The following is a 24,161-nucleotide window of genomic DNA, read 5'->3' as shown; positions in this document are numbered from 1 at the left end:
TGGCTGGCATTGGTTCGGCGCTATTCATATGCAGGTTGCGTGCGATTGGGAAATCGCTTGAAGATCAGGCTGCCTCGGCGGACAGTGCCTCAATTTGCTCGGAAAGCTCAAGCCAGCGCTCTTCCAGGGCGTCAATTTCCGTGTTTACGGCGCTCAGTTGCTTGCCGGCTTCCACGATGTCAGTTCCAGCCAGTCCGGGTGTGGCCAGCTTTTGTTCCAGCTCCGAGCGCTGCTCATTGAGTTTGGGCAGCTTTTTGTCGATCTGCTCCAGTTCTTTCTTGAAGGGCTTGGTCTTTTCAGCCAGTTGCTGGCGCGCAGCAGCGGCCAGTCGGCGGGCTTCCTTGGGGTCGGCGGCTGCGCCTGTAGAAGAGGCTGCAGAAACTACCGCTGTAGCTTCTGTTTTAGGAGCTGAAGCTGCTTGCTCAATGGGCGATTGAGGCTGATTCTCTTCAGAGATTTTTGCTACGTCAGCGGCTGAAGTCTCTGCTGCAGCTGCATTGGCGTGGTGATCGGCCTGACGGGCTTCTTCGCGCAGGCGGCGCGACTCTTCGAGCAAGTAGCGCTGATAGTCGTCCAGATCGCCATCGAAGGGGCCGACGACGCCGCGGCCCACCATCCAGAAGTCTTCACAGACGGCGCGCAGCAGATGTCGGTCGTGCGAGACCAGCATGACGGTTCCGTCGAAGTCGTTGAGCGCCATGGCCAGCGCTTCGCGGGTGGCCAGGTCCAGGTGGTTGGTTGGCTCGTCCAGCAGCAGCAGGTTGGGGCGCTGCCAGACGATCATTGCCAGTACCAGACGGGCTTTTTCACCGCCGCTCATGCTTCCCACGGCCTGCTTGACCATGTCGCCACTGAAGTTGAAGGTGCCCAGCCAGTTGCGCAGATCCTGCTCGCGGCTGGCGGCAGGGGCGGCTGCCCCCAGGTCCTTGGCCAGACGAATCATGTGCTCCAGCGGATTTTCGCTGGGGCGAAGCACGTCCAGTTCCTGCTGGGCAAAGTAGCCAATGTTCAGGCCCTTGCCTTCGGTGACTGTGCCAGCCAGTGCGCCCATTTCGCGGGCAATGGTCTTGACCAGAGTCGATTTACCCTGGCCGTTGGCACCCAGAATACCGATGCGCTGACCGGCTAGCACCGAGCGGTTGACGCCGCGCAGAATGGTGGTCTCGTTGCCGTCTTCGTCCTTATAGCCAAATGCGGCATCGGTGATGGCCAGCATGGGGTTGGGCAGATTGGCGGGTTCCTTGAATTCGAAGGTGAATTCGGCCTCGGCCAGCACAGGACCGATCTTTTCCATGCGCTCGAGCTGCTTGACCCGGCTTTGGGCCTGCTTGGCCTTGCTGGCCTTGGCCTTGAAACGGTCAATGAACTTCTGCAGGTGGGCCATCTTCTCCTGCTGCTTGGCGAAGCTAGCGGCTTGCAATTCGAGTTGCTGGGCGCGCAGTTCTTCAAAGCGAGAGTAGTTGCCGCCATATCGGTTGATCTGCCCGCCCTGGATCTGCAGGGTGACGTTGGTGATGGCGTCCAGAAACTCGCGGTCGTGGCTGATGACGATCATGGTGCCGCTGTAGCGCTTGAGCCATGCTTCCAGCCAGACCAGTGCGTCCAGGTCCAGGTGGTTGGTAGGCTCGTCCAGCAGCAGCAAATCGCTGGGGGCCATCAGCGCGCGGGCCAGTTGCAATCGCATGCGCCAGCCACCCGAGAAGCTGTTGACAGGATGGTGCAGCTCGGAGACCTTGAATCCCAGACCCAGAATCAGGGCTTGTGCACGAGATTCCGCATCATGTGCACCTGCATCGGCCAGATCCACATAGGCCTGAGCGATTTCCATGCCGTCGCCCGAGGCTTCGGCGGCGGCCAGCTGGGCGTTCAGCTCGGCCAGACGGGTGTCGCCGTCCAGCACAAACTGAGTCGCAGACTCGTCGGTCTCGGGCATGTGCTGGGCCACCTGGGCCATGCGCCATTGCGGGGGGATGAAGAAGTCGCCACCATCCTCGCTGAGGCTGCCGTTAAGCAGGGCAAACAGGCTGGACTTGCCGGCGCCGTTGCGGCCGACAAGGCCGACGCGCTCCCCGGGGTTGATGGTGGTGCTGACTTGGTCAAGCAGGACTTTGGTGCCGCGGCGCAGCGTGATGTTCTTGAGGGTGATCATGACTGGGCGTAATTATCCCAGTGATTGGCATTGCGCCTTGAAGTGCGAGGCATTGCGAAAGCCAGGCTTTGGCTGCGATTGTGCGCAGCACCGCAAAAAATGTTATCGGTTTGTAAGGTCGTCTGATTTGGATACGCGCAAGCTGCAAGAATTCCGGCAGATCGCTTATCGTTGCCTGACGACAGGATTGCCGACGGAGGAATGTGTCCTGTGCGGACGCAGAAAAACGTGACAGATCTAACCAGTACCCGACCCCATTCCGGCAGCGCCGCAAGTCGCTGGCGCATTGAAGACATCGCTTTCTCGCAGATCGACAAGGCGGCGGTCGAACACAACGAAGACTTGTTCTTTCTGCTGATGAGTGCGTCGTTCATAGAGACCGGCTCGGACACTTACGCCGCGAATCTGGCCGAGCATTACGCGGCCTGGCCGGAAATTGCGATGTGGCTGCAGCAGCAATGGGAGGCTGAAGAGTTGCAGCATGGGCAGGCCCTGCGTGCCTATGTGGAAGCCGTCTGGCCAGCTTTCCCCTGGCAGCAGGCCTATGACAGCTTTTTTGCCGAGTACTCGCAGCTATGCACCATGGAAGAACTCTACCCGGACCAGCGCCTCGAGATGGTGGCGCGCTGTGTGGTGGAGACCGGTACCACGGCCTACTATCACACGCTGCGCGAATTGAGTGAGGAGCCGGTGCTCAGCGATCTGCTGGGCCGCATACGCAATGACGAGGTCAATCACTTCAAGCATTTTTTTCAGTACTTCAAGACGCTGCAGCAGCACTCTCCCGTGGGGCGCGCCCGCATTGCCAAGGCCTTGTATGGCCGCCTCAAGGAGCTGCGCGAGAGTGATTCGGATGTGGCGCTGCGCCATGTCTGGGCGCACAAAGGGCACTATTTTGCGGATAGCAATACACGCTTTGAAGACATGGCTCAGCGCATTTACAAGCTGGTCAGCCGCCGCCTGCCGGCCGATTTGGCCGTGCGCATGCTGCTCAAGCCCATGCTGCTGCCGCCCAAGATCGAGGGCCTGATTCGCACACCCATCTCCAAGTTGGCGACTCGGGTCATGTCTTATTGAGTGTGAAGTGTGAGATGGGACGTGTAGCCTAAAAAGAATAAGGCCCGGAATGACCGGGCCTTTTTATAGCTTTGATGGCCGAGGCTTTTACAGCTTGAGCGCAGCAGTATCGCCTTGCGACCAGTGGCGCAGCGCTTCTTCGGTGATCAGCAGCACTTGCTCGTCGCCCGAGGCAGTTTCCAGCCAGAACACGGGCAAGTCGGGGAAGGCGGCTTCAAAGTACGGCTTTTCATTGCCGATTTCGAGAATCACCACCGCGTCCTTGTTCAGGCGTGCGGGCAGGTCGGCCAGCAACTGGCGGATAAAGTCCATGCCGTCCGAGCCGCCAGCCAGCGCCAGTTCAGGCTCGGCCAGGTATTCGGCGGGCAGCTTGCTCATGCTGTCAGCGTTTACATAAGGGGGGTTGCACAGCACCAGATCCCAGGGTCCGGGCACCTGGCTCATGCCATTGGTTTCCAGCAGCGTCACACGGTCCTGCAGGCCGTGCTTGTCTACATTGATGCGGGCCACGGCCAGCGCGTCGGTAGAAAGATCGGCGCCGGTGACTTGTACATCGGGGTAGGCCATGGCAGCCAGGCAGGCCAGAGAGCCGTTGCCGGTGCACAGATCGAGCACCTGCACGGTTTTGTCCGAGAGCCAGCCGTCGATGCTGCCGTCGGCCAGCAGCTCGGCGATAAAGCTGCGCGGCACGATGGAGCGCTCGTCGATGTAGAAGGGAACACCGACCAGCCAGGCTTCGCGGGTCAGATAGGCCGCAGGCTTGCGCGTGCGGATGCGTTCTTCAAAAAGAGTAGCTACTTGCGCTTGACTGGCTTGCGTTACAGGCTGATTTGATACAGATTCTGGCGCGCCGGGCGTGAGTTCGCTATCCAGCGGCAGGCCCAGCTTCCACAGCACCAGCCAGGCCGCTTCGTCTTCGGCGGTGGCCGTGCCGTGACCAAAGGCCACGCCTGCAGCGGTGAGTGCCTGCGCGCCGCTGGCGATCAGCTCGGCAATGGTGTTGCCGGTGACGGCTTGAGAGGTGCTTGCGTTCATGCGGTGGTCTGTGTGGTCTGCTGGCGCTGGAGCTGCTCCAGCGTTTTACGGTAGATGTTTTTCAGCGGCTCGATATCGGCCACAGCGATGTGCTCGTCAATCTTGTGGATGCTGGCATTGGGCGGGCCCAATTCGATGACTTCGGGGCAGATCTGGGCGATGAAGCGGCCATCGCTGGTGCCGCCCGTGGTGGACAACTCGGTATCCAGGCCGGTTTCGTCCTTGATGGCTGCCTGCACGGCCTTCACCAGGGTTCCGGGTGTGGTCAGGAAAGGCTGACCGCCTACGGTCCAGACCAGCGAGTACTCGACGCCGTGGCGGTCCAGGATTTCATGCACGCGCTTTTGCAGCGAGTCGGAGCTGGACTCGGTGCAGAAGCGGAAGTTGAAGTCGATGACCACATGGCCGGGAATGACGTTGCTGGCACCCGTGCCGCCGTGGATGTTGCTGATCTGCCAGCTGGTGGGCGGGAAGAAGTCATTGCCACGGTCCCAGACGGTGGAGGCCAGCTCGGTCAGCGCGGGCAGGGCTTCGTGAATGGGGTTGCGGGCCAGTTGCGGGTAGGCGATGTGGCCTTGCACGCCGTTGACGGTGAGCTTGCCGCTCATGGTGCCGCGGCGGCCGTTTTTGATCATGTCGCCGGTGCGCTTGACCGAGGTGGGTTCGCCCACAATGCACCAGTCCAGACGCTCGCCGCGCTTTTTGAATTCCTCCACCACGACCTTGGTGCCGTCGACAGAGGGGCCTTCCTCATCGCTGGTCAGCAAGAAGGCGATGTCAAAGGCGGGCTCGGGCGTGGCTTGCAAAAACTCTTCCACCGCAACCACAAAGGCGGCGATGGAGGTTTTCATGTCGCTGGCGCCGCGGCCATAGAGCTTGCCGTCGCGGTGCATGGGCACAAACGGCGGGCTGCTCCATTCCTTGAGCGGGCCGGGCGGCACGACATCCGTATGCCCGGCAAATACCAGCACAGGTTTATCGTTTTTGATAGCTGCTTGTGCAGATGTGGATTGGGCTACAGCATGTTTTGCCCATAAATTGCGGACGCGGAATTCATCGGGGCCGCTGTCCAGGCGCTCACAGGCAAAGCCCATGGACGCGAGGGCATCGGCCAGCAGCTCAAGGCAGCCGGCATCTTCGGGGGTGACAGAGGGCAGGCTGATGAGCTGCTCGGTCAGTTGCAGGGTCCGGGACATGAAAAAAGAGGTTCAAGCTAGGTCGGTGCCAAGGCTGCCGGGGACTGAGGGAGAACAGCCTCAGGCGGTTTTGACATCGAGGGTGATTTCCGTGAAAGACGGCATATCGTCATCGCCGGACAGGACCACATCGGTGATGTCCGGGACACTGGGAGCTGCCGCACGGCTGACATCATTGTCCATACGCCACATCAGGTTGGTGGGCGAGTCGGCATAAGTCAGCGCTTCGTTGCGATCGATTGTGCCACTGCGAACCAGTGCCGCCAGCGCTTCTTCAAAGGTTTGCGAGCCTTCGGCCATGGATTTTTCCATGGACTCCTTCACACCGCCGAAGTCGCCCTTCAAGATCATGTCGCTGATGAGCTTGGTGTTGAGCATGACTTCCACGGCGGGCACGCGCGAGCCGGTCACCGTTCGGATCAGGCGCTGGGAGATCACGGCCTTGAGCGAGGCGGCCAGCTCGCCCAGCATGGTGGGGCGCACTTCTTCGGGGAAGAAGGAAAGAATACGGTTGAGTGCGTGGTAGCTGTTGTTGGCGTGCAAGGTGGCCAGCACCAGGTGACCGGACTGGGCATAGGCCAGAGCGGCGGACATGGTTTCGCGGTCGCGAATTTCACCAATCAAGATCACATCGGGCGCCTGGCGCAGTGCATTCTTGAGCGCGGTCTGTAAGGTGGCGGTATCGGTGCCGACTTCACGCTGGTTGACGATGGATTTTTTGTTGCGGAACTGAAATTCGATGGGATCTTCCACCGTGAGGATGTGGCCGCTGAGCGTTTCGTTGCGCTCATCGATCATGGTTGCCAGCGTGGTGCTCTTGCCGGAGCCAGTGGCTCCAACCACCAGTACCAGGCCGCGCTTTTCCATCACCAGCTCGCTGATGACGGGGGGCAGGTTCAGCGTGTCACGTGAAGGGATCTGGTTGGCAATAAAGCGGATGACGACGGCATAGCTGCCGCGCTGGCGCATGGCACTGATACGAAAGCGACCCACACCCATCATGGGGACGGCCATATTCAGCTCGCCCGTGTTTTTGAGCTCTTCGATGGCGGAGGGCGGGACGATTTCGGCCAGCAATGCCAAGGGCGCTTCTACCGGAAGCTCCTGGTTGTTAATGGGGACGCTGACGCCATTGATCTTGATCATGGCCGGCGCACGGGCCGACAGATACACGTCAGAGGCCTTCTTCTCGGCCATCAGACGCAGAATTTTTTCCATGGTGCTCATTGCTTGCTGATCCTCTTGTATTGTCTTGTATCCGCTTGTTAGCGAGCCTCTCGATGCGTGCATGTTAGCGCCCTTGCCGGCGGCCTTGAATGGATGATGTTCACCTTGGCTGATCTGCCGCATGAAAAAAGCCTGCGCACCTTGTGGGTGGCAGGCTTGGTTTGGGGCAAGCGACGATCAGTCACGCAACAAATCGTTGATGCTGGTCTTGGAGCGGGTCTGTGCATCTACACGCTTGACGATGATGGCGGCATACATGGAGTAGTCCTTGCCATCCTTGGTCTGCTTGGGAATGTTGCCGCTGACCACCACGGAGCCGCTGGGCACGCGGCCATAGGTGATTTCGCCGGTTTCGCGGTTGAACAGCGGAGTGGACTGGCCGATGTACACGCCCATGCCCAGCACGGAGTTTTCTTCGACGATCACGCCTTCTACGACTTCGGAGCGTGCGCCGATGAAGCAATTGTCTTCAATGATGGTGGGATTGGCTTGCAGGGGTTCGAGCACGCCTCCCAGGCCCACGCCGCCCGACAGGTGAACATGCTTGCCCACTTGAGCGCAGGAGCCCACGGTAGCCCAGGTGTCGACCATGGTGCCTTCGTCTACATAGGCCCCGATGTTCACATAGGAGGGCATCAGAATCGCGCCCTTGGCGATGAAGGAGCCGCGACGAGCCACGGCAGGAGGCACCACGCGCACACCGGTCGCGGCGATTTCGGCTTCGCTCATGCCTTCAAATTTAGTGGGAACCTTGTCATAGAAGTTCAGTGCGCCGCCGTTGATGAGCGCGTTGTCTTTAAGGCGGAAGGACAGCAGCACAGCTTTCTTGAGCCACTGGTGTACGGTCCACTGGCCCACGCCTTCGCGAGTGGCCACACGCAGCTTGCCGTCATTGAGTTCGGCAATCACATGCTCCACCGCGTCAACCACTTCCCTGGGGGCGGCGGAAGGCGAGATATTGGCACGGTTGTCCCAAGCACTATCGATGATGGATTGCAGTTGTTGCGTCATGGTGTTTTCGGTCGAAGATCGAAAGTTGAGGGAAATCTTGGAGCCATAAGGCCTGCACAGGCGCAGGCCTTGGCAGTGAAACTAGCGGGTACGTGACTCGATGAACTGTGCGATACGCTGCGCGGCCTCCAGGCATTCAGCCGTCTCTGCCACCAGGGCCATTCGGACCCGGTTGGCTCCTGGGTTAAAGCCCTGAGCTTCGCGAGCAAGGTAGCTACCAGGTAAAACGGTGACGCCTGTATGAATATACAGCTCCTTGGCAAACTGTGCATCATCCATGCCCAATTCGGCGGGAATGCCAGCCCAGAGGTAGAAGCTGGCATCGGGCAGCTTGACATCCATGACCTTGGACAGCACGGGTGTGACCTGGGCAAACTTTTCGCGGTACCGGAGGCGGTTTTCCACCACATGAGCCTCATCGCCCCAAGCGGCAATAGACGCGGTCTGCACTACAGGGCTCATGGCGCCCCCGTGGTAGGTGCGGTAGAGCAAGAAGGACTTGAGCAAGTCGGCGTCGCCCGCCACAAAGCCGCTGCGCAGACCGGGAACATTGCTGCGTTTGGACAGGCTGGTGAACATGACCAGATTCTTGAAGTCATGGCGGCCCAGCAGTTTTGCGGCTTCCAGGCCGCCCAGCGGAGCTTCGTCCTGAAAGTAAATCTCGCTATAGCACTCGTCGCTGGCAATCACAAAGCCATGCTGGTCAGACAGTGCAAACAGCTTTTCCCATTCGGACAGCGGCATCACTGCACCCGTGGGGTTGCCGGGCGAGCAGACAAAAATCATCTGCGTGCTTTGCCAGACCTCTTCGGGCACGGCGTCCCAGTTCACGGCAAAGTTGCGCGTGGCATCGCTGGCGGCGTAATAAGGCGTGGCTCCGGCCAACAGCGTCGCGCCTTCATAGATTTGATAGAAGGGATTAGGGCAGATGACGAGGGCGCCGGGCTGGGTGTTGTCTACCACTACTTGGGTAAAGGCAAACAGCGCTTCGCGCGAGCCGTTGACGGGCAAGACCTGGGTTGCGACGTCAAGTTCAATGCCGTAGCGCTGATTGGCCCATTGGGCGCATGCCTGACGCAGCGCAGGCATGCCTGCGGTGGCGGGGTAAACGGACAGGCCTTGCAGCTCGGCGCTCAGCGCTTTTTCAATGAACGCAGGCGTTGGGTGGCGGGGTTCACCGATTCCAAGACTGATAGGGCGCAGACCTGCTGGGGGCTGGGCAGAGGCAAACAGTTGGCGAAGGCGTTCAAACGGATAGGGCTGTAAGCGCGAGAGCAGGGGGTTCATAGTCTTATTTTATGAATTGATGCCATTTTGGCATAACTAAATAGGCCAAAGTGCTTGTGGTTTTTACAAATTTTTCATTGAAGACCATTGCAGCAGCCATGCCCAGTAAAAGGGCATGGGTGTGAGCAGGCAAGCAAGCCGGGATTTTTGCTCTTCCTCTTTTTGCTGGCGGTGCAATGAGTCCAGGCGTCGTTGGCAATAGCCAGGAGCTGGGCTCAAGACACAAGAGGGAGAGGGTAGGAGATATGCGCTGCGAGCCAGAGTGCGGGGCTCGCGGCTCATAGATCAGAAACCGTGCGAAAACGTCAGGTGAGACGGAGGGTGAGGCGCAGCAGGTGCGGAAGGCACACTCTGGATGGAATCGTTACTCTGCCTTTGATAGCTACAAGCCATTGCCAGATAAGGACAAGAGGCCTATTGGGCTTGAAATTTATGGCTTGGCGCGTTGTGCCTTGGCTTTGGCCATGATGGCAGCCAGCATGGCCTTTTTGTCCAGAGCAGGGGGAGCAACAGGGCTGGCGCTGCTTGCTATGGGTTCTGGCAGCTTCGCTTGTGCCGTGGTGCGTACAGGCGCATTGGCCTTGCGACCTGTGCGCTGCAGGTGTGCGCTGTAGCGCTGGCGTGCATGGTCGGCTTGCCCAGGGCTCCAGGCATCCCAGCCACTGGCATCGGCGCTGGCGTTGACCAGCTCTATGCAATCTACGGGACAGACGGGAATGCACAGCTCACAGCCCGTGCAATGCTCGGCAATCACAGTATGCATGCGTTTGTTACCACCCAGAATGGCGTCAGTGGGGCAGGCTTTGATGCACAGCGTGCAGCCGATGCACCAGGCTTCGTCGATCACGGCCAGGGCGCGGGGGGCTTCCAGACCATTTTCTGGGTTGAGCGGTAACTCTTTCTGGCCTGTGATGGCAGCCAGACGACGGACACCTTCCTGACCACCAGGAGGGCATTGATTAATGGGGGCTTCTCCGCTGGCAATAGCCCCGGCATAGGACGAGCAGTCGGGATAACCGCAGCGCGTGCATTGTGTCTGGGGGAGGGCTGCATCAATGTTCGCAGCCAGTGCTTGAAGCGGAGAGGCTGCGGACATCGGTGGGGTCATGCTTGTTTCTCGTTGAGCCTCTATGCCCGTCGGCGCATATTGCGCGTGTTTTGGGGCGAGGCGCCATTGTGACCGTTTTTGCCCCCGTCCTACGCTTCGGCATAGGGCATCTCATCAGGATGGTCGGGTTGAAAAGCCTTGGGCAACTCGTCATCGCTATGGCTGCTGACGTGACCGGCGGCGCTGGCGGCAGTGGCACAGGCAGGCTGGTGAGCCAGAATAAAGTCACGAACTTGCGGATAAACGGTGTTTCGCCAGCGACTGCCGCTGAAGATGCCATAGTGGCCTGCGCCCTGGACTTCAATGTGCTGTCGTGCGCTTGCCTCAATCCCTGAGCACAGATCATGGGCGGCACGAGTCTGGCCGGCGCCGGAGATATCGTCCAGCTCGCCTTCCACGGTCAATAGTGCGCATTTCGTAATGTCCTGAGGGCGAACCAGTTCTGCTTCGCCTTGCTCGTTCTTCACATACCAGGTGCCATGTACGAGCTTGTACTCCTGGAACACGGTGGCAATGGTCTCCAGGTAATAGTCTGCATCCATGTCCAATACGGCGTTGTACTCGTCATAGAACTTTCTATGGTGCTCAGCACTGGCGTCATCACCCTTGATCAAGTCCTTGAAGTAGTCATAGTGGCTTTTTGCATGACGGTCGGGATTCATGGCGACAAAGCCTGAGTACTGCAAAAAGCCAGGGTATACGCGGCGACCAGCTCCTGGGTAGTTGTTGGGCACTTCGTAGATGACGTTGGTTTCAAACCATTCGAAGCTGCGCGTTTCCGCTAAATTGTTCACCGCAGTGGGGGAGCGGCGGGCATCAATGGGCCCCCCCATCATGGTCATGGACAAAGGCGTTTTCTCGCCGCGGCTGGCCATCAGTGATACAGCGGCAAGCACAGGCACTGTGGGTTGGCAGACGCTGACGACGTGACACTGACCATAGCGGCCCTGCAGATAGCGAATGAACTCCTGCACATAGTTCACATAGTCGTCTAGGTGAAACTCGCCTTCGGATAGAGGAACGGTGCGCGCATTCTTCCAGTCGGTGATGTAGACCTTGTGGCCACCGAGCATGCTTTGCACAGTGTCACGCAGCAGCGTGGCGTAGTGGCCTGAAAGTGGCGCCACAATGAGGACCACGGGTTGGCTTAGCATGGCCTCCAGTGTCTCAGGGTCATCGGAAAAGCGCTTGAAACGGCGCAATTCGCAAAAGGGCTTATTCATTTCCACCCGTTCACGGATGGTGACGTCAACACCGCCCACTTCCACGCCATGCAGATCGAACTCGGGCTTCTCGTAGTCCTTGCCCAGGCGATAGACCAGATTGAAGCCAGCCGCCATGCGCTGCGCTAGCGGCAGCTGGCTGAATACCGAGTGGGGGTTGTTGTAGAACTTGGAGGCAGCCTGGGCAAAGTCAGCAAAGGGCTCGACCATTGCGCGTTGCATTTCGTAGATCTGATAGAGCATGGGCACTTTTGCGGGTTATGTTGCAGTGCAATATAACAGCAGAAATTGACATGCGAAGTAGTAAATTCCCTTCAAATTCCAAAGCTGTATGAAGAGGAATGAGCATGCAAATGGCGGTTTTAAGTGCTGAAAAGATTGACCCAATTCATCTTGCTCGCGGCTCCAAAAGCACTGGCTTCGTGTCTTTATAGGACAAGGGCTTCAGCAGGTTTAGTGCGAGCCAGTTTCATTACTTCGTGAGGAGGCAGTGTCTTGAGGCGATGATCGCTCCAGACCTGGCGCCAGCGCCGAGCACCTGCCAAGCCGTTGCGCAGGCCCAGCATGTGGCGAGCGATGCAATACCAATGCGTACCGTACTCGCGGGCTTCACGCTCCATATACAGCACCATTTGCTCTTCAATATTCTCACGTGTGCGCTCAATGTTTTCATCCTGATAGTAAAGAGCATCCCAGGACGCCATCCACCAAGGGTTGTGATAAGCCTCGCGCCCGACCATTACGCCATCGACCTGCTGCAGCTGCTGATGAACAACTTCATCGCTCTTGATGCCGCCGTTGACGGCAATCGTCAGCTGTGGAAAGTCGCGCTTGAGTTGGGCTACTAACTCATAGCGAAGAGGGGGTACCTCGCGGTTTTCCTTGGGCGACAGGCCCTTGAGCCAGGCATTGCGCGCATGAACGATGAACACATCGCATCCCGCATCGGCCACAGTGCCGACAAAGTCGCGCACAAAGTCGTAGCTTTCGATCTTGTCGATGCCAATTCGGTGTTTCACGGTCACGGGGATATCCACCACGTCGACCATGGCCTTCACGCAGTCCGCGACCAAGGAAGCTTCATTCATCAGACAGGCGCCAAAAGCACCGCGCTGCACGCGCTCGCTGGGGCAGCCACAGTTCAGATTGATCTCGTCATAGCCCCATTGCGCGCCCAGCTTGGCACTCTGTGCCAAGTCGGCAGGCTCAGAGCCTCCCAACTGCAATGCGACAGGGTGCTCTTCAGCCTCAAAGCGCAGGTGTCGAGCGACATCGCCATGGATCAAGGCTCCGGTTGTCACCATTTCTGTGTAGAGCAAAGTATGTTGACTCAACAGGCGGTGAAGGTAGCGGCAATGTTTGTCGGTCCAGTCCATCATCGGCGCCACGCTCATGCGCCACATGTTTTTAAGTTCTTGATTGTTTTTGATAGTTTGATCGTTCATAGCATAAAAAGGGTGCTGTGGTGCCTTGAGAATCCGCCTTGTTTTGCCTATAAGCTCCACTCTCTTTGCTACATTGAGGCACAACAAATTTCATGGAGCCCCGACGGGACGATCACCCAGAGAAAAAGTGCTGAAGGTGTCGTGTCTTGCTAAGCTTATATATGCCTCAAGGAGGGCGGAGTGCTGACTCACTCTGAGCCCAAGATCTGAGACAAAGAAATTCAACCGACTCAAGTCCTCGTGGAGGAATGATTTCTGCGTCGCTAAACAGATATAGAGAAGTATGAGGCCCCTGGCTGAGCTACCCTAAAGCAGATAGTGCAAGATTATGTCAGTGATGCAAAAGGCTAGTGGCTTTGGGGCGGTGCAAGACGGTTTATACAGAGAAGCTCAAGCTAATGAACCTCTGTATAAGTCCCCAACGCATGTGCTTGCACATGCCTGCTGGGTGCGGCAGCCTCCCGGCCTATGCAGCAATTTGATCTTGGCCTGAACCTTTCCACCAAAAAACACGCAAACGCGAATTCCTTGAGCAGATGCAGCAGGTCGTGCCATGGAAGGATCTGGAGGCATTGATTGCACCGTATGCCCCAGAAGGTCGCAAAGGACGTCCCCCGTTTCCCGCAGAGATGCTGCTGCGCATTCACTTCATGCAGCAGTGGTTCAACCTCAGCGAGCCAGCCATGGAAGAAGTGGCTCCGGTTTTTTGAAAAGCTAGCTAAGCGAGATCTTTCCCCGTAAAAATGGCCTGACAGTAGGTCGAACCTGGAGAGATTTATGACCATCAAATCCCGACGCAAGCACAACCCTGCATTTAAAGCGAAGGTGGCATAGCCCCGACTGGGGCTAGGGGAAGCTCGCTTCAAACCTGATTTATGCAACAACGCCTAGTAAAAGCTGAAATTTTAATGTAACTTACATGATGTATTCTATTACTAGAATTTGAATCATAAAAAGTGAAATTGAAATACAAGTAATCAGGCATTGGCGCCAATATGACTGTCTAACTGCATATAGCAAACTGCAATGTAGTGGTGCAATCGCTGGTGATCATCACACACAGCTTTTAAGGAGAATAGGTAGAGACCTTGATCATGCTTCATAAGCCTCTTTCCTTGCCAGTATCCATGCTTGGCAACAAATGTCCATATTTTTTCCCACTGATTATCAGCATCCTCCTCAAAACTAAGGAAGAAGGTTGTGAATTCCTTGTTTTTTGCGGCTTGTCGACTCATTCCGCTGATACGCGAAAACGCAGGATTAATATCTACGATTCTCCGGTTAGCGTCCAGGACAATTAATCCTTCATGGGAATGATCGAATACGGTCGCTGCAATATGAGACTGACGCTCTGAACGCTTGCTCTCAGAGAGGTCCGTCAATACACCTATATACATCCGCTGTCCACGCGCCTCAGCCTGACTGAGAGCTAATCGAAGAGGAATCAGCGTTCCTTCCTTATGCTGACCCAATACTTCGGAAATTTTATTCAGCAAAGGCTGGCCCTTGTTACGTTGACTTTCCTCGTGGCGCTCAAGATAATGATCATGCTGGCTAGAAAGAGCAACAGGCATCAGCATCTTTACATTTTTTCCGAGAACTTCCTCGGCACTCCAACCAAAAATTTTTTGAGCAGCAGGATTGTAGTCTGTCACTCTTCCTAATGGGTCTATACAAATAATTCCATCAGCGGCCATGTTCACCAAAGCTTGCAGCCGAGCCTCATTCATATCCACTTTTTGCCACCGGTTGCGATAGTGAATAAGAGCATTGCTTTGGGCGATGAGAGAGCCAATTACCAGCGTAATCAAAGCGATTGTTAAAGCAAGGATCAGGCTGTCATTTGAGGTGGCTTGGCTATGATCGGCATGATCTTTTGTAACTCTCAACGCAAGCATGGCTGTGTAATGCATTCCAGCTATTGCACAGCCCATAATTAATGAGGAGAGCTGCTTTCGCCATGATTTTTGTTGGATGCGGGTTCGAGCCAAGCCAAATCTAACCCATAGGGCCAGAGTCGCCAAAACCACACCAACGATCAATGAGACTATGAACCAAAGAACAGAGTAGTAGTGTGAGCCATCCATTTTCATGGCAGCCATTCCACTGTAATGCATAGTGGCTATGCCAATACCAACGATAAAGCCACCTAAGAAAAGCTGCTTCATATTGAGATCGTTGCGAGAGAGGAGCGTCAAAGCTACAGCTGAGGCAGCGATCCCTGGAAGTATCGAGAGAACCGTCAGAGGCAGGTCATATTGAACTGGGGTATGTAGGGAATAGGCGAGCATGCCAATGAAATGCATGGCCCAAATACCTATGCCTAGCGCCATAGATCCACTAGCAATTGACCAGTTTCGAATTGATCTCGATGTAGAAAGCCTGGCAAAAGCCGCATGGCGCAGTGCTTGTGCTGAAGCAATCCAGCACACAGTTAGCGACAGAAAGACCAGGGAAAGATCATATTCACCCTGTATTAATTGCGTATCGGGAGTGGCGCTCCAGAAAAATTGCTCCAGCATGAATTGTGATCCTTTTAAATCGAAGGAACATTCAGTTACTGTAAAGCATCTCATAAATCAGCAGAAGCTGACTTACTCTTTTGTAGGATAAAACCTTGACTCTGTAAGCTGATTGCTACTAAAAGCTGAATCAGTGCAAATAAATGTCAAATTGCGGCATTCAGGCCGTTGCGGAAATGCTTTTGTACGCAGTCCATTGCCATTTGAGATTTTCGCTGTAGCAAGGCTTGCATGATTGCTTCGTGCTCGGCCAAGGAGTCTTCAATGCGACCTTGTCTGAACAGAGACTTATGGCGGTTGAGCTTCATGACTTTGCGCAGATCTGCAACTAGCTGATTACGCCAGCGATTGTCGGCAATTTCCAGGATCTGCATATGAAAGCTTTCGTTAAGCGCGAAAAATCGCTCGGCATCGCCCGTGTTCTGCTTAAGCTCTTCATGCGTCTGAGCCAAGCGCTGTAATTGCTCATCGCTGGCTTTGTCTGCAACGACCGAGGCGGCATCGGCCTCCAGCAGGCTCAACAGGTGATAGACGTCAGCAATATCTTTGCGCGACACCTCGGTCACATAAGCGCCGCGACGCAGCTTCATGGTGACAAGACCCTCTGCGGCAAGCACTTTCAGAGCTTCTCGCAAGGGGGTGCGGCTAATGCCATATTCCTCTGCAATTTTGAGCTCATCTATCCACGCCCCAGGCTCCAGCTCGCGCTGGAAGATGCGTTGACGCAGTTGCTCGGCAACCTGCTCATACAGTGCGCTGGGCGTAAGTTTCTTAGTTGTCATTACTCGTAATTATATGACTTGAAATTTTGAATTCATAATTATGAATCATGTACACTAGGGTCACCTCTAGGTAGTTCACCGCAATTTCATATTTCACTGCGCGCACCGCACACGAGACGAGAGACAACATGAGCCAAGAGAACCCGACACAGGGCCAACAAGAATTTGCTCCCGCTGACCTGCAAGCCTGGAACAAGGCCGCGAACAAGGTCTCGCCAGGCGGAGACATCAATAATTTGAACTGGGTCACCCCAGACGGCATCACCGTCAAGCCGCTGTACACGGCAGAAGACACGGCCGATCTGCAGTTCACCAACACGCTGCCCGGTTTTGCGCCCTACATCCGAGGCCCTCAGGCCACCATGTATGCAGGCCGTCCCTGGACCATTCGTCAGTACGCAGGTTTCTCGACCGCCGAAGAATCCAATGCCTTCTACCGCAAGGCTCTTGCGGCAGGTGGTCAGGGCGTCTCGGTAGCGTTTGATCTGGCCACACATCGCGGCTATGACTCCGACCATCCCCGCGTGACGGGTGACGTGGGCAAGGCCGGTGTGGCCATTGACTCAGTCGAGGACATGAAGATCTTGTTTGACCAGATTCCTCTGGACAAGGTCTCGGTCTCCATGACCATGAACGGCGCCGTGCTGCCAGTGCTGGCGGGCTATGTGGTGGCCGCTGAAGAGCAGGGCGTGTCGCAAGACCAGCTGGCCGGAACGATTCAGAACGACATTCTGAAAGAGTTCATGGTACGCAACACCTATATCTACCCGCCCAAGCCATCGATGAAGATCATCGGCGACATCATTGAGTACACGAGCCAGAACATGCCCAAGTTCAACTCGATCTCGATCTCGGGCTACCACATGCAGGAAGCCGGTGCCAACCAGGCCCTGGAGATGGCCTTCACACTGGCCGACGGCAAGGAATATGTGAAAACCGCCATTGCCAAGGGCATGGACGTGGACGCGTTTGCGGGCCGTCTGTCCTTCTTCTGGGCCGTGGGTATGAACTTCTACCTGGAAATCGCCAAAATGCGCGCTGCCCGTCTGCTGTGGTGCCGCATCATGAAGGGCTTTGACGCTAAGAACCCCAAGAGCCTGATGCTGCGCACGCACAGCCAGACTTCGGGCTGGTCGCTGACCGAGCAGGACCCCTACAACAATGTGGTACGTACCACGATTGAGGCGATGGCCGCCGTGTTTGGCGGCACTCAGTCGCTGCACACCAATGCGCTGGACGAAGCCATTGCGCTGCCCACCGAGTTCTCGGCCCGTATTGCCCGCAACACGCAGTTGATCATTCAGGAAGAAACCCACATCACCAATGTGATCGACCCCTGGGCTGGTTCCTACATGATGGAAAAGCTGACCCAGGAAATGGCCGACAAGGCCTGGGCCATCATCGAGGAAGTGGACGCCATGGGCGGCATGACCGCTGCAGTGGACTCTGGCTGGGCCAAGCTCAAGATCGAAGCCGCTGCTGCGGAAAAGCAGGCGCGCATCGACTCTGGCAAGGAAGTCATTGTGGGCGTCAACAAGTACAAGCTGGCCAAGGAAGACCCCGTCGAAATCCTGGAAGTGGACAACGTCAAGGTGCGCGACAGCCAGATTGCCCGCCTCAACGATATCAAGGCAAAACGCGATACAGCTAAGGTGCAGGCTGCGCTGGCTGCTATCACTGCTGCAGCAGAATCGGGCGAAGGCAATCTGCTGGATCTGTCCATCAAGGCCGTGCGCCTGCGCGCCACGGTGGGTGAAGTCTCCGACGCGATGGAAAAGGCCTTTGGTCGCCACCGCGCCGATACACAGAAGGTGACCGGTGTGTATGCTGCCGCTTATGACTCCGCCGAAGGCTGGGATAAGCTCAAGGAAGAAATCAACGCCGCTTCCCAATCCATGGGCCGTCGCCCCCGCGTGATGATCGCCAAGCTGGGCCAGGACGGTCACGACCGTGGTGCCAAGGTGGTGGCCACTGCCTTTGCCGACCTGGGCTTTGACGTGGACATGGGCCCGCTGTTCCAGACCCCCGAAGAGTGCGCACGCCAGGCCATCGAGAACGACGTTCACGCCGTGGGTGTGTCCACGCTGGCTGCAGGCCACAAGACCCTGGTGCCCGCCATCATTGCCGAGCTGAAGAAGCAAGGCGCGGACGACATCATCGTCTTCGTCGGTGGTGTGATTCCTGCGCAGGACTATGACTTCCTCTACAACGCAGGCGTCAAGGGCGTGTATGGCCCCGGCACTCCCATTCCTGCCAGCGCCAAGGATGTGCTCGAGCAGATCAAGAAGGCCAACGGCCTGGGTGCCTCGGTCTAATCGGCCGGTAGTGCATTGATAGCAAAGGCGATCGCGACGTGACACCTGAGCAAATGCAAGACGGCATCCTGCACGGCAACCCTGCCGTGCAGCGCCGGGCCATGGCCAAGGCCATTACCTTGCTGGAATCCTCCCGTGCCGACCACCGTGAGCAGGCCGATGCCATGCTCACCGCTCTGCTGCCGCATACCGGCAAGGCATTTCGCCTTGGCATCAGCGGCGTGCCGGGCGTCGGCAAATCTACCTTCATCGAAGCGCTGGGTCTGTACCTGATAGAGCAGGGCCTGCGTGTAGCTGTGCTGGCGATTGATCCGTCCAGCACGGTCTCTGGCGGCTCTATCCTGGGCGATAAAACTCGCATGGAGCATCTCTCCATGCGCATGGAAGCGTATATCCGCCCCAGTCCCAGCAGCGGCACGCTGGGCGGTGTGGCCGAAAAAACGCGTGAAGCCATGCTGGTTTGTGAAGCTGCCGGTTACGACGTAGTCATCGTCGAAACCGTAGGCGTGGGCCAGAGCGAGATTGCCGTTCACGGCATGACCGACATGTTCTGCGTGCTGCAGCTGCCCAATGCGGGCGACGATTTGCAGGCCATCAAAAAGGGCGTGATGGAGCTGGCTGACTTAGTAGTCATCAACAAGGCCGATATCGACCCCAACGCTGCAACCCGCGCCCAGGCTCAGATCACATCGAGCCTGCGTCTTTTGGGCATGCACGGCAACCCCGATCACGCCCATATGGGCGCTCTGTGGCAGCCGCGTGTGTTGCAGATCAGCGCTTTGCTGGGTCAGGGCGTCGATGGTTTCTGGGCTGCTGTCAGCAGCTTCAAGGATATGCAGACCACCAACGGCCGTCTGGCTCTGCGCCGCGAGAAGCAGGCGCTGGCCTGGATGTGGGAGCGCATTGACTTTGGTTTGAAGGATGCTTTTCGCAAGCATCCGCAGGTCAAGGCCATGCTCCCCGTCCTTCAGGACGATGTGGCTGCCGGTCGCATTGCAGCCAGTACCGCAGCACGAAATTTGCTTCTAGCCCAAATGCAGTAGGCGCAAGCAGCTCTTATTACCATAGCATCGCAGCACAATCATTGCGAGACAAGCAATTCAAATCACGATAGAGGACAAGCATGCAAGACGATATTCTGAAGCAGCTGGAAGCCAAGCGAGAACTCGCGCGGCTGGGCGGGGGACAAAAGCGCATTGACGCACAGCACAAAAAGGGCAAGCTGACCGCACGCGAGCGTATTGAGCTGCTGCTGGACGACGGCACTTTTGAAGAATGGGACATGTTCGTGGAGCACCGCTGCACGGACTTCGGCATGGAAGAGACCAAGATCCCCGGCGACGGCGTGGTCACGGGTTACGGCATGATCAACGGCCGTCTGGTCTTTGTGTTCAGCCAGGACTTCACCGTCTTCGGCGGCGCTTTGAGCGAAACCCATGCCGAGAAGATCTGCAAGGTGATGGACCAGGCCATGAAGGTCGGCGCACCGGTGATCGGTCTGAACGACTCGGGCGGCGCGCGTATTCAGGAAGGCGTGGCCTCCCTGGGTGGCTATGCCGACGTGTTCCAGAAGAACGTGCTGGCCTCGGGCGTGGTGCCTCAGATCTCCATGATCATGGGCCCCTCGGCCGGTGGTGCGGTGTATTCGCCCGCCATGACCGACTTCATCTTCATGGTCAAGGACAGCTCGTACATGTTCGTGACCGGTCCCGAAGTCGTGAAGACCGTGACCCACGAAGAAGTGACTGCTGAAGAGCTGGGCGGCGCTGTGACCCACACCACCAAGAGCGGTGTGGCCGACATGGCGTTTGAGAACGACGTTGAAGCACTGATGATGCTGCGCCGTCTGTACAACTACCTGCCGCTGAACAACCGCGAAAAAGCGCCTGTTCGCCCCAGCACCGACCCCGTGAACCGCGCCGAAATGTCGCTGGACACGCTGGTGCCCGAGAACGCCAACAAGCCCTACGACATGAAGGAGCTGATCCTCAAGACCGTGGACGATGGCGACTTCTTCGAGCTGCAGCCCGAGTACGCGAAGAACATCATCATCGGTTTTGCCCGCATGGCCGGTCAGACCGTCGGCATCGTGGCCAACCAGCCTCTGGTGCTGGCCGGTTGCCTGGACATCAAGTCCTCCATCAAGGCGGCGCGATTTGTGCGCTTCTGCGATGCCTTCAACATCCCCGTGGTGACCTTTGTGGACGTACCCGGCTTCATGCCCGGTACCTCGCAGGAATACGGCGGCATCATCAAGCACGGTGCCAAGCTGCTGTACGCCTACGCAGAATGCACCGTGCCAAAGATCACCGTCATCACCCGCAAGGCCTACGGCGGCGCGTACGACGTGATGGCCTCCAAGCACCTGCGCGGTGACGTGAACCTGGCATGGCCTCACGCTGAAATCGCCGTGATGGGCGCCAAGGGCGCGGTGGAAATCATCTTCCGTGAAGACAAGAACGACCCCGTCAAGCTGGCAGCCCGTGAAGCGGAATACAAAGAGCGCTTTGCCAACCCCTTTGTGGCCGGTGCCCGTGGCTTTATCGACGACGTCATTCAGCCCCACGAAACCCGCAAGCGCATCTGCCGCTCGCTGGAGATGCTCAAGAACAAGCAGATCGAGAACCCCTGGCGCAAGCACGGGAACATCCCCCTGTAAGAACAAGAAGAACCAGGAGATACGTACATGTTTACCAAGATTCTGATTGCCAACCGCGGTGAAATTGCCTGCCGCGTGATCGCCACCGCCCGCAAGATGGGCATCAAGACCGTGGCGGTCTATTCCGACGCCGACAAGGATGCGCGTCACGTCAAGCTGGCCGACGAAGCCGTGCGGCTGGGCCCTGCGCCCAGCCGCGAGTCCTATCTGCTGGGTGACAAGATCATCGAGGCCTGCAAGGCCACCGGTGCTCAGGCCGTGCACCCCGGCTATGGCTTCCTCTCGGAAAACGAAGGCTTTGCCAAGCGCTGCGAAGAAGAGGGCATCGCCTTTATTGGCCCCAAGTCGCACTCCATTGCCGCCATGGGCGACAAGATCGCTTCCAAGAAGCTGGCGGGCGAAGCCAAGGTCAACACCATCCCCGGCTACAACGATGCGATCTCCGGCCCCGAGCAGGCCGTGGAAATCGCCAAGGGCATTGGCTACCCCGTGATGATCAAGGCTTCGGCCGGCGGCGGCGGCAAGGGCCTGCGCGTGGCGTTCAACGACAAGGAAGCCTTTGAAGGCTTTGCGTCTTGCCAGAACGAAGCGCGCAACAGCTTTGGCGACGACCGCATCTTCATCGAGAAGTTCGTTCAGGAGCCCCGCCACATCGAAATCCAGATTCTGGGTGACAGCCACGGCAACGTGATTTACCTGAACGAGCGCGAGTGTTCCATTCAGCGTCGCCACCAGAAGGTGATCGAAGAGGCTCCATCACCTTTCATCAGCGACGAAACCCGCAAGGCCATGGGCGAGCAGGCGGTGGCACTGGCCAAGGCCGTGCAGTACCAGTCCGCCGGTACCGTGGAATTCGTGGTTGGCAAGGATCAGGACTTCTACTTCCTGGAAATGAACACGCGTCTGCAGGTGGAACACCCTGTGACCGAGTGCATTACCGGCATTGACCTGGTCGAGCAGATGATTCGCGTGGCTGCTGGTGAAACGCTGGCGATCAAGCAAGAAGACGTGAAGCGCAACGGCTGGGCCATCGAGTGCCGTATCAACGCCGAAGACCCCTTCCGCAACTTCCTGCCTTCGACGGGCCGTCTGGTTCGCTTCCAGACTCCCGAGCAGACCATGTGGCAGTCCGACACCGAGCACCTGAACGGCGTGCGTGTGGATACCGGCGTTTACGACGGCGGCGAAATCCCCATGTACTACGACTCGATGATCGCCAAGCTCATCGTGCACGGCAAGGATCGCAATGACGCCATCGCCAAGGCGCGTGAAGCCCTCAACGGCTTTGCCATTCGCGGCATCAGCTCCAATATTCCTTTCCAGGCAGCGCTGCTGGCTCACCCCAAGTTTGTGAGCGGTGAGTTCAACACCGGCTTCATTGCCGAGCACTACAGCCACGGCTTCCACGCCGAGGACGTGCCCCACGCCGATCCCGACTTCCTGGTCGCGCTGGCCATGTTCCGCAACCGCCGCTACCGTGCGCGTGCATCGGCCATTAGCGGCCAGATGCAGGGCCACCACGTGCAAGTGGGTCACAGCTATACGGCTGTGGTTCTGGGTGCCGAAGGCAACAACCAGTATGTGAGCGGCGAAGTCACCGACTTCGATGCCGAAGCGCGCGTGTGTAAGGTCGTCATCAACGGCAAGACCTACGAATTCCGCAGCAATGCCGACATTCGTGATCTGGTGGTGCGCGGCAACTGCAACGGTCAGGACTTTGTCTGCCAGATCGAGCGTGGCACGGCCAAGAACCCGCTGGCTCTGCGCGTCATCCACAACGGCACACAAGCCGATGTGCTGGTGCTCTCGCCCAAGGGTGCCGAGCTGCACAAGCTCATGCCTTACAAGGCTCCGCCAGACCTGTCCAAGTTCCTGCTCTCGCCCATGCCCGGCCTGCTGGTCGACGTGGCGGTGCAGCCCGGCCAGAAGGTGCAAGCTGGTGAGAAGCTGGCTGTCATCGAAGCCATGAAGATGGAAAACATCTTGTTCGCGGCGCAAGACGGCGTGGTCAGCAAGATCAGCGCCAGCAAGGGCGACTCGCTGGCCGTGGACGACATCATTCTGGAATTCGAGTGATGACTGCTTTTCAGGGCCTGCCCTCTGCGCTGACATGGCTGAACGCGCAGGCAGCAAGTCTCTGAAATGAAAAGCCCGCAGGGTTTAGGCTCTGCGGGCTTTTCCATGCCCATTTTGTGATGTCTCAGTCCACTGACTCAGTCCAGTATTTAGGTCAAATCAACCTCTAGCCATTACACAGTCTAGGCAGAAAGCTATGAAATCCACAGCAAACCTTCGCATTGAGAGCAAGCTTGCCACAGTCTGGCTGGCTGTGGCTGGCGTTTTGCTGCTGGGTAATGCGCTGGTACTGATGGGCATGGGCCACTTCAATGTGGGCGTAGTCTTGCCCGCCGCCCTGGGGGCGGCAGCGCTGCTGCTGTGCTGGAAATGGCGGGCCGTACAAGTCTGGCGCGCAGCCAGGCCTTGGCATGCCCGGCTGTGGGCGCTGGGCTGGGCGGGGTTGGCGCTCTGGCTGCTCAGCTTGCTGTGGTTCTGGAGCCGTCTTTTCAGTCTGGGGCTGGAGCCGCAGCAAGTGCCGCCTGTGCAGGCCATTGTGGTTCTGGGCAGCGGAACGCTCAACGGTCACCCTCGTCCCGTGCTGGCCGCGAGGCTGGATACGGCCGCCGAGCTGGCCCAACTTCAGCCCGGTGCGCTGATCGCCGTTTGCGGCGGAGTGGACTGGGGGGAGACGGAGTCCGAAGCCGAAGTCATGGCCCGCTATCTGCAGCAGCGCCACGGCATTGCTGCAGATCGACTGGTGCTGGAAAAGCTCAGCACCAGCACAGAACTCAATCTTCAACTCAGCCGTCCATTGCTGGCAGAGCGTGGTCTGGCGGCCGATGCGCCGTGGGCCATGGTCAGCAGCGACTTTCATCTGATGCGTGCCATGCAGATGGCGCGGCGGCAAAACCTGCCCAACGCCTATCCGGTGGCGGCCTCCACACCGTTGGCCACACGCTTCAATGCCTGGCTGCGCGAGTATTTCGCGATGGCCAGCAGCTGGGTGCTGGGCGAGGTATGAAATTTCTATAAAAACTGGCTCTAGCGCTTATAGGTACTGCGCTTAC

The 24,161-nt window shown here is 57.6% G+C and carries 17 protein-coding genes and 1 pseudogene; 7 read left to right on the top strand and 11 right to left on the bottom strand.

Annotated features, from left to right (window positions below; translation table 11 throughout):
• Window positions 1–64: 64 nt before the first annotated feature.
• Window positions 65–2,149: an ABC-F family ATP-binding cassette domain-containing protein gene (locus AC2I9W_RS02325; RefSeq protein WP_486408433.1), complete on the bottom strand. Its 2,085-nt coding sequence runs from the start codon at window positions 2,147–2,149 to the stop codon at window positions 65–67.
• Between the two features lie 228 nt (window positions 2,150–2,377).
• Here AC2I9W_RS02325 and AC2I9W_RS02320 point away from each other — a divergent pair, with 228 nt between their 5' ends.
• Window positions 2,378–3,226 carry a ferritin-like domain-containing protein gene (locus AC2I9W_RS02320; protein WP_486408432.1) on the top strand — a complete coding sequence of 283 codons (849 nt, stop codon included), beginning with the start codon at window positions 2,378–2,380 and terminating at the stop codon, window positions 3,224–3,226.
• Window positions 3,227–3,313: 87 nt separating this feature from the next.
• On the opposite strand, the gene prmB is transcribed toward AC2I9W_RS02320, so the two are convergent.
• The 8 genes from prmB to dusA all read right to left on the bottom strand — a co-directional run bounded on the left by prmB (window position 3,314) and on the right by dusA (window position 12,758).
• On the bottom strand, window positions 3,314–4,261 hold the full coding sequence (prmB, locus tag AC2I9W_RS02315) for a 50S ribosomal protein L3 N(5)-glutamine methyltransferase (protein ID WP_486408431.1): 948 nt from the start codon (window positions 4,259–4,261) through the stop codon (window positions 3,314–3,316).
• Complete coding sequence (dapE, locus tag AC2I9W_RS02310; RefSeq protein ID WP_486408430.1) at window positions 4,258–5,457, bottom strand: succinyl-diaminopimelate desuccinylase; 1,200 nt, start codon at window positions 5,455–5,457, stop codon at window positions 4,258–4,260. Before dapE ends, prmB begins: the two co-directional genes overlap by 4 nt.
• A gap of 60 nt (window positions 5,458–5,517) precedes the next feature.
• Window positions 5,518–6,684: a PilT/PilU family type 4a pilus ATPase gene (locus tag AC2I9W_RS02305; protein WP_486408429.1), complete on the bottom strand. Its 1,167-nt coding sequence runs from the start codon at window positions 6,682–6,684 to the stop codon at window positions 5,518–5,520.
• A 177-nt stretch (window positions 6,685–6,861) separates the two neighbouring features.
• The gene (gene dapD / locus AC2I9W_RS02300) at window positions 6,862–7,695 is read right to left on the bottom strand and encodes a 2,3,4,5-tetrahydropyridine-2,6-dicarboxylate N-succinyltransferase (RefSeq protein ID WP_486408428.1); all 834 of its coding nucleotides are present in this window, start codon (window positions 7,693–7,695) and stop codon (window positions 6,862–6,864) included.
• 81 nt (window positions 7,696–7,776) lie between these two features.
• Window positions 7,777–8,982 carry a succinyldiaminopimelate transaminase gene (dapC, locus tag AC2I9W_RS02295; RefSeq protein WP_486408427.1) on the bottom strand — a complete coding sequence of 402 codons (1,206 nt, stop codon included), beginning with the start codon at window positions 8,980–8,982 and terminating at the stop codon, window positions 7,777–7,779.
• 430 nt (window positions 8,983–9,412) lie between these two features.
• A complete protein-coding gene (locus AC2I9W_RS02290) occupies window positions 9,413–10,078 on the bottom strand; it encodes an electron transport complex subunit RsxB (protein WP_486408701.1) in 666 nt (221 codons plus the stop codon).
• A gap of 101 nt (window positions 10,079–10,179) precedes the next feature.
• On the bottom strand, window positions 10,180–11,556 hold the full coding sequence (locus AC2I9W_RS02285) for a polyhydroxyalkanoate depolymerase (RefSeq protein WP_486408426.1): 1,377 nt from the start codon (window positions 11,554–11,556) through the stop codon (window positions 10,180–10,182).
• 185 nt (window positions 11,557–11,741) lie between these two features.
• Entirely contained in the window at window positions 11,742–12,758 is a 1,017-nt protein-coding gene (gene dusA, locus AC2I9W_RS02280) for a tRNA dihydrouridine(20/20a) synthase DusA (RefSeq protein ID WP_486408425.1), read from the bottom strand.
• 468 nt (window positions 12,759–13,226) lie between these two features.
• On the opposite strand from dusA, the pseudogene AC2I9W_RS02275 reads away from it, so the two are divergent.
• Window positions 13,227–13,450: pseudogene (locus AC2I9W_RS02275) on the top strand (transposase); the annotation flags it as partial.
• A gap of 285 nt (window positions 13,451–13,735) precedes the next feature.
• On the opposite strand, the gene AC2I9W_RS02270 reads toward AC2I9W_RS02275, so the two are convergent.
• Entirely contained in the window at window positions 13,736–15,280 is a 1,545-nt protein-coding gene (locus AC2I9W_RS02270) for an MHYT domain-containing protein (protein ID WP_486408424.1), read from the bottom strand.
• Between the two features lie 146 nt (window positions 15,281–15,426).
• Entirely contained in the window at window positions 15,427–16,062 is a 636-nt protein-coding gene (locus AC2I9W_RS02265; protein WP_486408423.1) for a GntR family transcriptional regulator, read from the bottom strand.
• A 128-nt stretch (window positions 16,063–16,190) separates the two neighbouring features.
• Between AC2I9W_RS02265 and scpA the strand changes: the two genes are divergently transcribed.
• The 5 genes from scpA (at window position 16,191) to AC2I9W_RS02240 (ending at window position 24,115) form a co-directional block, all read left to right on the top strand.
• Window positions 16,191–18,377, top strand: a complete 2,187-nt coding sequence (scpA, locus tag AC2I9W_RS02260; protein WP_486408422.1) for a methylmalonyl-CoA mutase — start codon at window positions 16,191–16,193, stop codon at window positions 18,375–18,377.
• Window positions 18,378–18,415: 38 nt separating this feature from the next.
• Window positions 18,416–19,420: a methylmalonyl Co-A mutase-associated GTPase MeaB gene (gene meaB, locus AC2I9W_RS02255; protein ID WP_486408421.1), complete on the top strand. Its 1,005-nt coding sequence runs from the start codon at window positions 18,416–18,418 to the stop codon at window positions 19,418–19,420.
• A gap of 80 nt (window positions 19,421–19,500) precedes the next feature.
• Window positions 19,501–21,036 carry an acyl-CoA carboxylase subunit beta gene (locus tag AC2I9W_RS02250; RefSeq protein ID WP_486408420.1) on the top strand — a complete coding sequence of 512 codons (1,536 nt, stop codon included), beginning with the start codon at window positions 19,501–19,503 and terminating at the stop codon, window positions 21,034–21,036.
• A 27-nt stretch (window positions 21,037–21,063) separates the two neighbouring features.
• Entirely contained in the window at window positions 21,064–23,112 is a 2,049-nt protein-coding gene (locus AC2I9W_RS02245; RefSeq protein WP_486408419.1) for an acetyl-CoA carboxylase biotin carboxylase subunit, read from the top strand.
• Between the two features lie 196 nt (window positions 23,113–23,308).
• The gene (locus AC2I9W_RS02240; protein WP_486408418.1) at window positions 23,309–24,115 is read left to right on the top strand and encodes a YdcF family protein; all 807 of its coding nucleotides are present in this window, start codon (window positions 23,309–23,311) and stop codon (window positions 24,113–24,115) included.
• The last annotated feature ends 46 nt before the right edge of the window (window positions 24,116–24,161 follow it).

This window comes from Comamonas sp. FUJ_7 (assembly GCF_057369555.1).
Note: the sequence above shows the minus strand (reverse complement) of the source record. Positions and strands in the feature narration are given on the sequence as shown.

What these genes read in the sequence shown, in the direction of transcription:
- AC2I9W_RS02325 (WP_486408433.1), bottom strand. Translation starts at nt 2,149, where the DNA reads ATGATCACCCTCAAGAACATCACGCTGCGCCGCGGCACCAAAGTCCTG.
- prmB (WP_486408431.1), bottom strand. Translation starts at nt 4,261, where the DNA reads ATGAACGCAAGCACCTCTCAAGCCGTCACCGGCAACACCATTGCCGAG.
- dapE (WP_486408430.1), bottom strand. Translation starts at nt 5,457, where the DNA reads ATGTCCCGGACCCTGCAACTGACCGAGCAGCTCATCAGCCTGCCCTCT.
- AC2I9W_RS02305 (WP_486408429.1), bottom strand. Translation starts at nt 6,684, where the DNA reads ATGAGCACCATGGAAAAAATTCTGCGTCTGATGGCCGAGAAGAAGGCC.
- dapD (WP_486408428.1), bottom strand. Translation starts at nt 7,695, where the DNA reads ATGACGCAACAACTGCAATCCATCATCGATAGTGCTTGGGACAACCGT.
- dapC (WP_486408427.1), bottom strand. Translation starts at nt 8,982, where the DNA reads ATGAACCCCCTGCTCTCGCGCTTACAGCCCTATCCGTTTGAACGCCTT.
- AC2I9W_RS02290 (WP_486408701.1), bottom strand. Translation starts at nt 10,078, where the DNA reads ATGTCCGCAGCCTCTCCGCTTCAAGCACTGGCTGCGAACATTGATGCA.
- AC2I9W_RS02285 (WP_486408426.1), bottom strand. Translation starts at nt 11,556, where the DNA reads ATGCTCTATCAGATCTACGAAATGCAACGCGCAATGGTCGAGCCCTTT.
- dusA (WP_486408425.1), bottom strand. Translation starts at nt 12,758, where the DNA reads ATGAACGATCAAACTATCAAAAACAATCAAGAACTTAAAAACATGTGG.
- AC2I9W_RS02270 (WP_486408424.1), bottom strand. Translation starts at nt 15,280, where the DNA reads ATGCTGGAGCAATTTTTCTGGAGCGCCACTCCCGATACGCAATTAATA.
- AC2I9W_RS02265 (WP_486408423.1), bottom strand. Translation starts at nt 16,062, where the DNA reads ATGACAACTAAGAAACTTACGCCCAGCGCACTGTATGAGCAGGTTGCC.
- scpA (WP_486408422.1), top strand. Translation starts at nt 16,191, where the DNA reads ATGAGCCAAGAGAACCCGACACAGGGCCAACAAGAATTTGCTCCCGCT.
- AC2I9W_RS02250 (WP_486408420.1), top strand. Translation starts at nt 19,501, where the DNA reads ATGCAAGACGATATTCTGAAGCAGCTGGAAGCCAAGCGAGAACTCGCG.
- AC2I9W_RS02245 (WP_486408419.1), top strand. Translation starts at nt 21,064, where the DNA reads ATGTTTACCAAGATTCTGATTGCCAACCGCGGTGAAATTGCCTGCCGC.
- AC2I9W_RS02240 (WP_486408418.1), top strand. Translation starts at nt 23,309, where the DNA reads ATGAAATCCACAGCAAACCTTCGCATTGAGAGCAAGCTTGCCACAGTC.